The following is a 13437-nucleotide window of genomic DNA, read 5'->3' as shown; positions in this document are numbered from 1 at the left end:
ATAAGCCAAAAGCTCGTAACCCAAGCAGAGCTTCATCCACCCAATAAACCCCTCGACTTGTTGACCGCTTATTCTCCCAATTATTACTAAGCCCTAGTCACGAGTCTTACTGGATAGAGAAACAAAGGACAACAAACATCATGCTCGACGCCCGCGCCCATCTAAAAAATTTCATCCCTCAAGGCAGTCCCGTCGGCAAACTCACCCAACTTCCCGTCGTCGGCAATCGCTTGTTGCAAACGCAAGTCTCTCAGATGAGCGTCCAACAACTCCAACAACGAATCGCGCAAAATCCCAGCAATTTCCTGCTGATTGACGTGCGCCATCAGAGTGAACAAAACATTGCTCGCTTACCGGGAGATTGGTTCCTTGTTCCCTATCCACTGATTAAAGCTGGTGCAGGAGTGGCGAGAATCCAAAAACTGCTGCAAGAAAAACGTCAAGCGAACCCAGGTCAAGAGATTCAAATTTTGGTCTTGTGCAAAGCTGGGATTCGCTCTGCTCATAGCGTCCTCCGCCTACAACAAGCTGGCATCAAAGCCATCAATATTACCGGTGGCATCCATGCCTGGAACAAATACATCGACCCCAGCTTGCCCCTGTACGACATCAAAGACATCCCAGAATTTCAGTCTAGTTTGGCGAAAAAGCGCTCACCACAGCAACGCTGGTTATCCGGTTGTGGTGTCGCCCTAGCTCTCTCCGCCGTGGGTGCAGTAGGAGCGGTACGTTACAACTCCGACTTACTGCGACCCCTAATGCAAGCCGGTGTACCTTTAGCCGCCGCCTCAGACCTCCCCATTGTTGGCTATGCGATTCAAGAAGCCTCTGAGCCAGTGATGAATGTACAGCAACTCAAGAAACTACTCAACAGCAAAGACCAGAAGAACTACTTGATTGTTGATGTACGCACCACTCAGGAGTACGAACTGTCTCACATCCCCGGTTCCGTCTCGCTTCCCCTGCAAGAACTGGAGCAAGGCAAAGGCATTAAGGAAATTAAGTCTCAGCTCAAGGATCGTCAACTCATTGCCTACTGTACTTCTGGTAAACGCTCCGCCCGTGCCCTAGTATTACTACATCAGGCAGGGGTTATCGGCACCAAAGTCCAAGGTGGCATCGAAGCTTGGACAAAAGAAATTGACCCCTCGCTGGCAACCCACTAGCAGTAAAGGTTAAGCTAATGGGTCTAAGGATATTAATCTAGAGCGCTATACCCAACGCTCGTTCCTGCTCAGGGTGACTTCTTGCCAAAAAGTCCTTCATTAAGCCTTGTAGAAGTCAAAATGCACAGTCCTCTTCCGATAATTCTGGGCAGCCTGTTACTCTTTGGGATTTTAGAAGTCTTATATCCTTTTTACACATACAAGCAGGGTTGGACGGATAGAATTGGGCCAAATTTGGCGATCGCCATTTTCAATTCTGTCGTCACCAAGATCCCTTTTGGCTTACTCTTAAACTGGATTTGGCAGCAAAAGATGTGGCCTGGACTCTTTCACTATATTCCTTGGCCTGGGGTCGTTGCTTTACTCTCCATACTGGTACTCGACTCCTACCGTTATGCGTGGCATTGCATGGCGCACTTTTGGCCCATCGGCTGGCGCTTTCACCGAGTGCATCATTCGGATCTAGCCATGAACATTACGACGGCTTATCGATTTCAGCTGCTCGAGGTGATGGCATCCTACGTACCCATGGCACTCTTAATTGGCTTGTTTGGCATCAGGCCGGAATATTTCTTTATCTATGAAGCCATGTTTGTTGCTGACCAATTGTTTCAACACAGCAACTGGGCACTTTCACCAAAAATTGACCGCATCCTCACGTATTTGATTGTGACTCCCAACTACCATCGCATCCATCATTCACAAATCGTCAAGGAGACAGACTCCAACTTTGGCAGTTTACTGACGATTTGGGATCGGTTGTTTGGCACTTATCGGTATTGCAGCGACACCAAAAAGATCGACATCGGTTTAATCGAATATCCCGAACCCCTCAGTATCAAGGATATGTTTATTTTGCCGTTTAAAAAATAAGTATCGCCGATTTACGAGTTTAAATTTCTCATCCTACTACTTCTAGGCGCACTGGCTGGTGCGCCTTTTTTTTACAGTCTATTCATATTGCGTTCTTTTTTGTTCTCGGCAATCTTAACCATTCGATCAATTCATCATTTAACCATTTGATTTCTTCCTCAGTCAACTGGCCTTTCCTCGCCAGCTCATATGACCGCTCTCCAACGCGAATCGTTAACCGCGTGCTAAGCCATACATTTTCACCTTTCAGATTAGTTATCAGATATTCTTGGGTGGATTCTATCTGATAGCTCTCTTGTTTCGGCAACGGATGCGATCGCTGCCATTTTAAGCCCCAAAAATCTTTAAAAAAAGATATTTTCTCTCGTTCGACTCTGAATCGAGTTGGCACGAATAAACTCGCAAAAAACCCGCCCCAAACGAGAACAAAAAAACTACAAGCGAAAATCAAAAAAATCATAGATTCAGAGGTAATGTTTACCCACAGAATTTGTACCCAAAACAATAAAAATGGAGTTACCAACGCAAGTAAAGCGACATCAAAAAAACCAAATTCTTTGGGTGGAAATAAAATTTCCAAAAAATCAGCCGTTTTGGTTAAAATCACCTCACTATCTGGCGGTTTCCTGACAATTCGACCGAGATTTTCATTCCTAATTCGAGGATTTTGTAGAGCTTGCAGTGCCTCCCTCGCAGAGGTTAGGCGTCGATTCAAACTCGGTTCGGTCATCCACTCTAACCAATCCCTAAAAGTAGCCTCAAGATTGGCAACCTGCTGAAATTGAATTCGTCCATCTTTTTGGGGAAGTTCAGTAGGATGACGACCCGTGATTAGATAAATTAAGGTTGCACCTAAACTGTAGAGGTCAGAAGCTGGAGTAGTACGTCCACCAAATTGTTCCGGTGGCATATACCCGTAAGTTCCGACAACAGTAATGGTTCCCCCTTCTTGGGCTGCAATCGTTTGAACAGAGCCGAAATCGACTAAATAGACTTGACCCACACTATTACCAGAGCGATTGGTTAATAAAATATTGCTGGGCTTGATATCTCGGTGGATGACAGGCGGATCATATTCATGGAGGTAATGGAGGATTTTTAACAAGGCTGTGGCTAATTCTTTAACTTCGCTGTCACTAAAAGTACGCCCTGCTTTGAGATGTTGCTCTAGAGTTTTTCCTGCCACATAGCTCTGGACTAAAGCAAATCCCTTATTGTTGGGTGAATCGACCTCTAAATAGTCGAGGTAGCGAGGAATTGCCGGATGGGAAAGTGCTTTTAAAGTTTCGGCTTCCCGCTCAAATAGCTTCAGGTGCTGCCATTCAAAGTCATTACCCAAAGACAGCAGTTTGATTACTACCAGTTCTTCAGTTTGCAAGTCACGGGCTAGAAGCGTTTGTCGTCCAGGTTGTTTTCCCAGTTGTTGCTGTACTTCGTAGCGCTGTCCCAATATCAGATTGGTCATTTTTCCATCTCCATGTGCGCTTTCTAGTTTTTGTGGCCTTGGGAAGACTTATCTTGTCCCGCGCCGTCTGCTTTCCCGTTCATACCAGCGGGCAATCCGTTGACTGATTAACCCCATCGATAGCCCTGCAATTAAGGCAGGCGCAACCAAGAAGGCAAGCGACTTGGAAACGTTGGGCAAAAGACCGGATGGAGCAACGTTGAGGATATCAAAGCCGATTAAACCTCCAGCGATGCTCAATAAGGTACTCAGTAGGCCAACAACTCGCCGATGAAGTCGAGGATTTCTCAGGGGAAAGTACCATAAACGTGTGCAAATCCCGACGAATAGTCCGTTGGCAAAGCCAGCAAAAAAGCCTGCCAACCCACCAAAGTATGCGCCAAACATTGTCCCCATACCGGGAAAAATGGCTGTGCCATAGATTCCACCGTAGGCGGCTCCCGCAAAAACTCCTATCGCTGTACTGCGCCAGAGGGTGTTCCATAGCAACTCAATCGTTGTTACTGGATTTTCTTTGTTGAGCAAGAGCTGATTACTCTGGCTTAAGGGCTGTTCTAGAGCTTGCAATGCTGTTTCGGCAGAGGTGAAGCGACGATCTAAACTCGGTTCTATCATCTGGTTCAGCCAATCGACAAAAGCAGGACTGAGATGAGCGGCTTGCTGAAATTCAATCCTCATGTCCTTTTGAGGTAAGTCGGCGGGATGCATCTTTGTTGCCAAGGCGATTAATGTTGCTCCTAAGCTGTAGAGGTCGGATGCAGCAACGGCTCGTCCCCCAAATTGTTCAGGAGGCATGTAGCCATAAGTTCCTACTACTGTTACGGTTCTACCTTCTTGAGTTGCGAGAGTTTGAACTGAACCGAAATCAACCAGATACACCTGCCCGACACGATTGCCAGAGCGATTTGTTAAAAGAATATTGCTGGGCTTGATGTCGCGATGAATCAAAGGCGGCTTTTGCCCATGCAGGTAAATCAAGATTTCTAAGAGAGCCTTAGCTAACTGTTTGATCTCACCCTCGCTAAACGTTCGCCCCTGTTTAAGATGCTCCTCCAGAGAGGGCGCTTCAATATAACTCTGCACCAAAGCAAATCCTTTGCCGTTTGGTGTATCGAGTTCAAAGGAATCGAGATAGCGAGGCAGGGCAGGATGTGAGAGGGATTGGAGAGTTTCAGCCTCGCGTTCAAATAGCTTCAAGTCATCCCAATTAAAGTCACTGCTAAAGGTGAGCAGTTTGATGACGACTAATTCTTGAGTGTCCAATTCACTCGCCAGCAGGGTTTGTCGCCCAGCTTTCTTGCCCAGACGCTGTTGAACTTCGTAGCGCCCGCGCAGTATCTGTTTCGGGGAATCGCCCAAGCTAAGACTAGTCATGATGAAGCTTCCTACAACTAGCGGGTGCTAGTTTTTGCCCAATTTCATTAATCTACGCGGGTGCGATCGCCGATTTCGGAAAAACAATCCGGGCGTAGCACTGGAATTACCGAATGTGGAGGAGGAGCCACAAGTGATTGATCACCGCACACTCATGAATTAACACGAGTTCCCATGACTGACGAAAAGATAAAAACCAATCGGCTTGTTCCTCATTGGGGGTTGCCCATAGAATCAACTGTGCTACACATAGAACGGCTTGCCAAGGGTGAGGGAACACCCTACAGTGAGGAACCGTACAGCCACGAGCCACCAGGAGTACTGGCTACAGTCATCCGCCGCTGCCTCTACGCTGAAAATATCCCCAATGCCCTCAAAGCCCGACTCGAAATCTGTATCGGGCAGATGGAATATATAGTTATCCCGTCCTGGCATGAGGGTTATGATGCCTGTGTCTCCTTAAAAAAGCGTTGTAAGTTCGGATTAGAAACACTTCAACAAACAGGACACCTAGAAGCATCCTATCGTTACCCATTTGAGCGATCGCGCTGGTACTGGTTCTTAGCGGGTTGGTTGTCCGCGTGTCGGGAGAATCACCCATAAGTTAACACTCCTACGCCTAAAAGGAAGTGGGCTTTCTTGCTTAGTTCTGTCAGAAGAGTGCGATCGCGAACCTTGTCGCTAAACTAGAGTCTAATGCGCGTTGAGGATAACAAACGCTGTGGCACAAGTGACGCCTGAAATACAACAGCGAGTTCAAGAACTGCGGCAGTTGGTGCAAAAAGCCAGCTATGCCTATTACGTCCTCGACAATCCCATCATGGAGGATGCCATTTATGACAAGCTGTATCGGGAACTGCAAGATTTAGAGACACAATATCCGGAGTTAATCACCCCTGAAAGCCCCACGCAGCGTGTAGGGGAGAAACCAGCTTCCCAGTTTTCCTCCGTGCGGCACAATATCCCTCTTTACAGCTTGGAAAATGCCTTCAATATCGAGGAGTTTACCAAGTGGCAGGAACGATGGCAGCGCTATGCACCCTCCACCCCCCCAACCCCCCGGAGTTCGGGGGGAGAACAAGGAAAAGTTGAGCTTTTTGAATATGTCTGTGAACTCAAAATTGATGGCAACGCTTTGGCGTTGACTTATGAAAATGGCGTCTTAGTGCGGGGAGTCACGCGAGGCGATGGTGTTACGGGTGAAGAGATTACCCAGAATGTCCGCACCATTCGCTCGATTCCCTTGCGTTTGAATACAGAGACACCGCCGCCAGTGGTAGAAGTACGCGGAGAGGCATTTTTACCCATCAATATATTTGAACAAATTAATCAGGAACGCGAGAAAGCAGGTGAGCAATTGTTCGCGAATCCTCGGAATGCGGCAGCGGGAACACTACGGCAATTAGACCCTAAAATTGTCGATCGCCGACGGTTGGATTTCTTTGCTTATACCTTATATATTCCCGGAAAAGAGGACGTGGAAGTTGCTCGTACTCAATGGGATGCCCTGGAATTAATGCAAAACTTGGGTTTCCGGGTGAATCCGAATCGCAAAATCTGCGCCGCTTTAGAAGATGTGCGAGATTATTACAACTGTTGGGATACCCAACGGCGGAATTTGCCCTATATGACGGATGGGGTAGTCGTAAAACTCAATTCCTTTGCCCTTCAGGAACAATTGGGCTTTACCCAGAAGTTTCCCCGTTGGGCGATCGCCCTGAAATACCCCGCCGAAGAAGCGCCGACTGTCGTCAAAAACATCAGTGTTAATGTGGGACGCACGGGCGCACTCACCCCCTTAGCTGAGATGCAACCCGTACAACTGGCGGGAACCACGGTACAACGGGCAACCCTGCACAATAGCGATCGCATTGCCGAACTTGATATCCGCATCGGTGACACGGTAATTGTTCGCAAAGCCGGTGAAATTATCCCCGAAGTGGTGCGAGTACTGCCAGAGTTGCGCCCAGAAGGAACTCAACCCTTCCAAATGCCCACCTGCTGTCCCGTTTGCCATCAACCGGTGGTGCGTCCAACGGGTGAGGCGGTGACTCGCTGCATCAATGCCTCTTGTCCAGCGATTCTCAAAGGCGCGCTAACCCACTGGGTAAGCCGTGATGCGCTAGATATTAATGGCATGGGGGAAAAGCTCGTGCAGCAGCTCGTTGATCAAGGTGTTGTACACTCAGTTGCTGACCTTTACGATTTAACCCTGGAGTCGTTACTCTCGTTAGAGCGCATGGGTAAGAAGTTGGCGCAGAAATTGGTGAATGCAATCGCTCACTCCAAAACTCAACCTTGGTCACGAGTATTATACGGCTTAGGGATTCGTCACGTTGGTAGTGTCAATGCTCAAACCTTAACCCAACAGTTCCCTACTGTGGAACAGATTGCTGGAGCTTCCGCTGCCCAAATTGAAGGCGTCTATGGAATTGGCCCAGAAATTGCTCAATCTGTCTATTCCTGGTTCCAAGTTCCAGCTAACCAAGCTTTGATTGACCGATTGCGAAAAGCCGGTTTGCAGTTAACCACACAATCCAATACCATAAGTCAATCTCAAAGTCAAGTATTTAGTGGGAAAACCTTTGTGATCACAGGCACCTTGCCCACATTAAAGCGTGATGAAGCGAAGGGGTTGATTGAAAAAGCGGGTGGAAAAGTGACGGGTTCGGTTAGTGCCAAAACTGACTATTTACTAGTAGGGGAAGAAGCGGGTTCCAAATTGGAAAAAGCACAAGCCTTAGGCATTCCCCAATTAAGTGAGGCTCAATTGTTGGAAATGCTGGAAGATTAAACACCGATTTCCCTTCTGCCTTCTGCCTTGTGCCTTCTACCTTCTGCCTTCTGCCTTCTGCCTTCTGCCTTCTGCCTTCTGCCTTCTGCCTTAATCGTCAGCGTCAGCTTACCCTATCACCCCTTAAAAAACAGTAGACGCAGGCAGACAAAAATCAATGCTCCTAAACCAGCGGCTATGGGTAGGGTAATAATCCAAGCCAGTGCAATCCCTTGAACCGTTTGTAAACGGACTTTCTTCCAGTCTTGAATCAGTCCAATGCCAACAACAGCACCAACTAAAGCGTGGGACGTAGAAACAGGGATGCCAAACCGGGAAGCCAGCAAAATGGTGGTGGCAGTGGCAAGTTCGGCGCAAAATCCACTACTGGGTTGGAGCGGAATGATATTTTCTCCAATGGTGGCGATGACATTTTTGCCCCAAATGGCTAAACCAAAAACGATACCAGCCCCGCCGAGGATGAGAATCCACAAAGGAACGTTAAATCCCGTGAGGGGAACAGAACCTGTACGTAGAATATAGGCGATCGCAGCTAAGGGAGCGATCGCATTTCCCACATCATTCGACCCATGAGCAAAGGCAACAAAGCAAGCACTCAAGACTTGGAAGCGTCCGAGTAATCGTTCTACAGGATTGGAGAATGGGGAATCTTGAGCATTGGGTATGTCTGTAAACCGAGCGAGTTGTCGCCAACTAATAATAGTCAGAGCAACAGCCGCAACAGCCCCCGTAGCAATGGGTAAGTCGTGGGAGGGAATCGGCAAAGCCGCAAAAAAGGGTTGTTGAAATAGAGTCGGCAGGACGATAATGCCGAAGACGCTAAATAGTGTGGTACTCAGCCAAGGAATCCACTCGCGCAGTTGGACGATGGGGTTGGGGCGATCCAGAATGGAGTACCTGACGACAGTGTAGAAGCCCACAGCAATCAGGCCACTCACCACTGGCGTAGCGACCCAAGCCAGGGAAATCAGACGAATATTTGACCAATCAACAGCACCAAAACCGGCTGCTACCCAACTAAATCCTGCGATCGCTCCCACCACCGCATGAGACGATGAAACAGGCCAACCCTTGCTAGTGGCAATTTGCAGCCATAAACCACAAGCCAATAACACTGCAATCATTCCTAGTATCAGCAGTTGAGGCTTGTCCGCAAACAATTCGGGGTTAGCGACTTCCGTGGCTAGGGTGGCGGAAACGCCATGACCGAATAAAACCGCGCCCGTAAACTCCAAAATGCCAGCAATCACAAGCGCTTGCCGGAGCGTAACCGCCTTTGACCCCACAGAAGTCCCCATCGCATTAGCGACATCGTTAGCGCCTAGATTCCAGGCCAGGTAGAAAGCTAGGATTGCCGTCAGACCCAGTTGTAGTACCAGCATCATCCTTGCTCATTAGATAAAATTTCTTTCACTGCCGACCTATAGCAATCATAGGTCTGGCGATTGAAACAGACGAACATCACAGCCTCTACGGAGGAAGGGTGTTCCAAAAACGTCTTGACTTGTTTCACGGCAATTTTGGCAGCGCGTTCTGGAGGAAAGCCATAAACACCTGTACTAATCGCGGGGAAAGCAATGGAGCGAATCTCATATTGCTCCGCAATGGCGAGACAACGGCGATAACAGCTAGCTAATTGCTCATCCTCCCCATGGTTTCCATGATGCCAAACTGGCCCTACGGTGTGAATCACCCAATCGGCAGGGAGATTGTAACCCCTGGTAATTTTGGCATCGCCCGTTTTACAGCCATTTAAACGTCGGCATTCTGCCAGTAATTCTGGCCCTGCGGCTTGATGAATGGCTCCATCCACCCCACCACCCCCTAAAAGAGAGGTGTTGGCGGCGTTGACAATGGCATCGACCGACTGCTGAGTGATATCTCCTTCAAGGAGAGTAATCTTCCCTGATATCATAAAAATTAGTCAATCAAATAGATGAATTGTACCTAAGCGGATGTTGAAGCGCGTCCCTGACCATCTACATTGGCAACCTGGATATATCAAGGTAGCTTTGCCCTTAGGCGCTAGCTCCGCTAGACTACATCCTACTAGCTCCTGGTTAGCGTCTTGCCATGTGCGGCTTGTTCAGTTGAGTCAACGCTATCGTCTCGCGGCTTTGTTAGCACAATGGGCAGCGATCGCCTCCAAAAGGACTACAATGCAGCAATAGAGTTTTGGCAACAGCAGCCATACGCCAAGCTGACACAAGCGTTTCTTGAGCTAAGTATCGTGTTCTCTACAACTTAATAAAATCCAAACATTCTCTGGGTAAAGCCAAGTGTAGATAAAGACATCAGTAACGGCTAAGTTTTATTCCCCGGTAAAACTTCGCCTTGTCAGTCGCTTCAAGAATTCACGACTCAGCACACTTCTGTCTAAATGCAACCAATGTTAGCGATATCAAGCGAGCTCCTCTCTACTGCTCTAAATAGCATGAAGTTGTCTTCTCTTTCTAAAGCGAAAAATCAATGGCCTACATTTGAAGACATTTTGCACAACCTACATGCACAGGGAATCTACATCCATTCCGAGCAATTAGCCGAATTTATGCTAGGGCACGGATTGCCGGTTCACCTGCGCTATGTACCCGCTCATTTGCGCTCGAAAGCGATGGAAGTGAATCAGAATTACAAAGGGGATATGGTACTCGTGGTTGAAGAATTCAATTCGCCTTACTGGGATTTCTCCTGGATGGAAAATATACAGAAGCCTTTTGTACACGACAGTCTGGGCGATCGAACTGACTGGATTGAAGACATCGAGCAGCCATCCTGGGACTATTCTTGGATGAAATAATCGATTAGGGATGGGGGTGAACCGTTCAGGACTTACGCACGAACGCCTCCTGTAGGGGCAATCTCCTCACTAAAGCTCCAGCCGTGGTTGCCCCCCTTTCACTAATTTCGCCATACCTCGTTGTCTTTCTAGTTGTTCTCGATGAAAATCAACTCTCAAACTGACTCAAACGAAACGTTGGAATTTTCCGATGTTTCTGGTTCAGAATCGTCTGGACTGACGCCTGAGCAATATCGGCGCAAAATGCAGCGGCGTAAGGAGGTACAAGAACAGCGCCTTGCCCAAGCCTCGCAAGAGAAGGGTCTGATCATTATTAACACAGGCAACGGCAAGGGGAAAACGACAGCCGCGTTAGGGATGGTTTTGCGATCGCTCGGTCATGGTTATCGAGTTGCAATCATACAATTCATTAAGGGAGCTTGGGAACCAGCCGAGAAAGCCGCTTTCCAACACTGGACATTAGCCGCGCCCGACGAAACCCCCCAGTTAGAATTTCACGCACTTGGAGAAGGGTTCACCTGGGAAACTCAAGATCGAGCACGAGACATTGAAAAAGCGAAAGCTGCATGGGACAAGGCGTTAGAATTTATCCGTAATCCAGACTTTAGACTCGTACTGTTAGATGAGGTGAATGTCGCCTTAAAGCTAGGTTACCTAGATGTTCAAGACGTTCTAGCAGGATTGGCACAAAAGCAAGACATGTCTCACATCATTTTGACGGGTAGAGGCGCACCTGCTGCTTTAATTGAGCGAGCTGACTTAGTGACGGAAATGACGCTGGTTAAACATCCTTTTCGGGAACAGGGGATTAAGGCACAAGCGGGGATTGAGTTTTGAGATTAATTCTTTAAATTCGCTACTTGTTACAGCACTTCTTCTGGCTCCTGTTCCAAGGGAGTGCCACAGATTTTACAGAATAGAGATGCCTTGTCATGGAACGGTAAGCCACAACCTAGACAAGGCATCTCTATTTGGTTAGCCGTTTTAATTAATTGCTGAATCCAATCCCCTAATTGCCAGGGAATGAGGGCAATCCCCGTCAAAATCATCAGGATTGTCAGTAAGCGACCGATTTCTGAAAGGGGTGTAAGCGGCTTCACATCTTTTCTTACAGTATCAAGGGATTGCTTTCTGTAGTACACAGACATGAAACATTTTTGCCACAAGTTAGTCATCACATAGTGTTAGGGTTGATTATTAGCAAAACTATGGGTGTGTAGGTTTTAATTAGAACATTTTTAGCGAATTGCAATGCATCATCATTCCACCTCCTGCGTTCATCACACAATTCCTGTAAGTCATTCACCCCAACCAAGCAGTAAGGTGAGGTTACTGCTGATTGCGTTGGTTCTGATTTGTAGCTTTGCGGTTGCAGAGTTAGCCGTAGGATTATTTAGCCATAGTCTTGCACTCCTAGCTGATTCAGGTCATCTAGCGTCTGATTGTTTGGCGTTGATACTGGCGTTACTGGCAAGCTGGATTGCTCAGCGCCGCAGCTCTAGTGATTCAGTACCGGGAAACCATTGGGTTGAAGTCTTGGCGGCATTGATCAATGGTTTGGGACTGGTGGCGATCGCACTTTGGATTGGTTGGGAAGCGGTGGAACGTCTCCAGTCTCCCCCCGTGGAAATACTGAGTCTGCCGATGTTGGTGACGGCTAGCGTAGGGTTTGGAGTCAACAGTATCAATATCTTCTTATTACACAAAGATAGCCATCATGACCTCAACATCAAGGGAGCCTTTTTGCATGTTTTGGCTGATGCGGCAAGTTCAATTGGGGTTATTTTCGCTGCGATCGCGGTTTGGGCACTGAATTGGCTCTGGGCAGATGCTGTGATCACGCTGTTCGTATCCGGGCTGATTATCCTGAGTGCAACTCCTTTGATTGTTCAAAGTCTGAATGCTCTGTTTGCCAAGTCTCCTGAGTGACTTCTTCAGAACTGGCTCTAAAAACCTCTTTGCAATTCCACCAACAGTGGCAAATGATCTGAGCCAATATTGGCACCCGTAGCACGGTTGATCGTTCTAATAGATGGACTATGCAAGCAATGGTCGATCGCAATCATCAGGGGTGAGGGTAAAGCGGCGTGCCATGTCGGTTGCAACCCAAACCCGCGCAGCGAATTACGCAGATCGCTATCCTGTAGAAACTTGCGAAATCGACCTGACCACGGGGTAGTATTAAAGTCACCCATCACAACAACCTCCCGTTTGTCTTGTCTCTGCTGACGAAGGCTCCACTCGGCGGCGGCATCAAACTCTACCTGTTGAAAGGCTGAAGAGCCGCGATTATGTGGACGGGCTATACTCAAACCGAGGATTACCACTTCTCTACTGCCCCATCGCAGCGTAGTTTCGATCAGGGGTGCTCCTGAGTTAGGCGGCAATTCTACGATTTGCGTCCCCTCTATCTCAACTGACTTGGATGGCGTAGTGGGTACAAGCATGGCTACACCTGTGGAATTCTCTCGTGGTAAAGACGTAGCCACTCGGTATCGTGAGAGATTGGATTGCAGCGTATTCAGCCATCTTGATGTGAGCTCTTGCAACAGAACTACATCGACGTTTTGTGATTCTATATACTCTATGGCTGGCCTTGTGTCCTGATTGTGATGATCGAGGTTAACGAGGAGAAGACGCAAGGTACTGCCAGGGATGAGGTTGGCTGGTTGTAAGTAAGAGCCTTGAGCCGATGAGAAAAACAGGGGAACGATAAACGCCACGTTGAGCAATAACGGCAAACACCAAGCAAAGCTCCAGGCTTGACGCGAAATGCCGCCAACCATGATTGCAGCTACCAGAATTAAACAGTATTGGGGTCTGGGATGCTCGAACAGCTCGAAAACCCACCACAGACTGCCGGCAAAACCGAGAAGGGTAGCGATTGTGGCACCCGCCGCAGCAACATTCAGTAAGAATTTAGCTAAACGGACTGCTCGCTTGAAGGCCAATCTTGACTGAGGCATCT

Annotated in this window: 13 protein-coding genes and 1 pseudogene; 8 read left to right on the top strand and 6 right to left on the bottom strand. The window is 48.0% G+C overall.

Features of this window, described 5'->3' with window-relative positions:
- Positions 1-140 precede the first annotated feature (140 nt).
- The gene (locus NDI48_20325) at positions 141-1166 is read left to right on the top strand and encodes a rhodanese-like domain-containing protein (GenBank protein MEP0833515.1); all 1026 of its coding nucleotides are present in this window, start codon (positions 141-143) and stop codon (positions 1164-1166) included.
- Positions 1167-1286: 120 nt separating this feature from the next.
- Positions 1287-2039, top strand: a complete 753-nt coding sequence (locus NDI48_20320) for a sterol desaturase family protein (GenBank protein ID MEP0833514.1) — start codon at positions 1287-1289, stop codon at positions 2037-2039.
- Positions 2040-2121: 82 nt separating this feature from the next.
- On the opposite strand, the gene NDI48_20315 is transcribed toward NDI48_20320, so the two are convergent.
- Together NDI48_20315 and NDI48_20310 are read right to left on the bottom strand one after the other, a co-directional pair.
- A complete protein-coding gene (locus NDI48_20315; protein ID MEP0833513.1) occupies positions 2122-3504 on the bottom strand; it encodes a serine/threonine protein kinase in 1383 nt (460 codons plus the stop codon).
- Positions 3505-3552: 48 nt separating this feature from the next.
- Positions 3553-4878 carry a protein kinase gene (locus tag NDI48_20310; protein MEP0833512.1) on the bottom strand — a complete coding sequence of 442 codons (1326 nt, stop codon included), beginning with the start codon at positions 4876-4878 and terminating at the stop codon, positions 3553-3555.
- A 174-nt stretch (positions 4879-5052) separates the two neighbouring features.
- On the opposite strand from NDI48_20310, the gene NDI48_20305 reads away from it, so the two are divergent.
- Both NDI48_20305 and ligA read left to right on the top strand, forming a co-directional pair.
- A complete protein-coding gene (locus tag NDI48_20305; protein ID MEP0833511.1) occupies positions 5053-5481 on the top strand; it encodes a hypothetical protein in 429 nt (142 codons plus the stop codon).
- Between the two features lie 118 nt (positions 5482-5599).
- Positions 5600-7672: an NAD-dependent DNA ligase LigA gene (ligA, locus tag NDI48_20300; protein MEP0833510.1), complete on the top strand. Its 2073-nt coding sequence runs from the start codon at positions 5600-5602 to the stop codon at positions 7670-7672.
- A gap of 116 nt (positions 7673-7788) precedes the next feature.
- Here ligA and NDI48_20295 read toward each other — a convergent pair whose 3' ends face one another.
- Together NDI48_20295 and NDI48_20290 are read right to left on the bottom strand one after the other, a co-directional pair.
- A complete protein-coding gene (locus tag NDI48_20295) occupies positions 7789-9054 on the bottom strand; it encodes an inorganic phosphate transporter (protein ID MEP0833509.1) in 1266 nt (421 codons plus the stop codon).
- Positions 9054-9587 carry an O-acetyl-ADP-ribose deacetylase gene (locus NDI48_20290; GenBank protein ID MEP0833508.1) on the bottom strand — a complete coding sequence of 178 codons (534 nt, stop codon included), beginning with the start codon at positions 9585-9587 and terminating at the stop codon, positions 9054-9056. The genes NDI48_20295 and NDI48_20290 overlap by 1 nt, the downstream gene beginning before the upstream one ends.
- A gap of 40 nt (positions 9588-9627) precedes the next feature.
- Between NDI48_20290 and NDI48_20285 the strand changes: the two genes are divergently transcribed.
- From NDI48_20285 to cobO, 3 genes are all read left to right on the top strand, one after another.
- On the top strand, positions 9628-9843 hold the full coding sequence (locus NDI48_20285) for a hypothetical protein (protein MEP0833507.1): 216 nt from the start codon (positions 9628-9630) through the stop codon (positions 9841-9843).
- A 263-nt stretch (positions 9844-10106) separates the two neighbouring features.
- On the top strand, positions 10107-10469 hold the full coding sequence (locus NDI48_20280; GenBank protein ID MEP0833506.1) for a hypothetical protein: 363 nt from the start codon (positions 10107-10109) through the stop codon (positions 10467-10469).
- Between the two features lie 141 nt (positions 10470-10610).
- Positions 10611-11306, top strand: coding sequence for a cob(I)yrinic acid a,c-diamide adenosyltransferase (gene cobO, locus NDI48_20275; GenBank protein MEP0833505.1), 696 nt, complete (start codon positions 10611-10613; stop codon positions 11304-11306).
- 26 nt (positions 11307-11332) lie between these two features.
- Here cobO and NDI48_20270 read toward each other — a convergent pair.
- Positions 11333-11560, bottom strand: a pseudogene (locus tag NDI48_20270) (ion transporter).
- A 160-nt stretch (positions 11561-11720) separates the two neighbouring features.
- Here NDI48_20270 and NDI48_20265 point away from each other — a divergent pair.
- On the top strand, positions 11721-12398 hold the full coding sequence (locus tag NDI48_20265) for a cation diffusion facilitator family transporter (protein MEP0833504.1): 678 nt from the start codon (positions 11721-11723) through the stop codon (positions 12396-12398).
- A 17-nt stretch (positions 12399-12415) separates the two neighbouring features.
- Here NDI48_20265 and NDI48_20260 read toward each other — a convergent pair whose 3' ends face one another.
- Positions 12416-13435, bottom strand: coding sequence for an endonuclease/exonuclease/phosphatase family protein (locus tag NDI48_20260; protein ID MEP0833503.1), 1020 nt, complete (start codon positions 13433-13435; stop codon positions 12416-12418).
- Between the last annotated feature and the right edge of the window lie 2 nt (positions 13436-13437).

Source organism: Microcoleus sp. AS-A8 (assembly GCA_039962225.1).
In the GTDB taxonomy this organism is placed as follows: Bacteria; Cyanobacteriota; Cyanobacteriia; order Cyanobacteriales; family Coleofasciculaceae; genus Allocoleopsis.
This window is presented reverse-complemented; position numbering and strand designations above follow the sequence as displayed.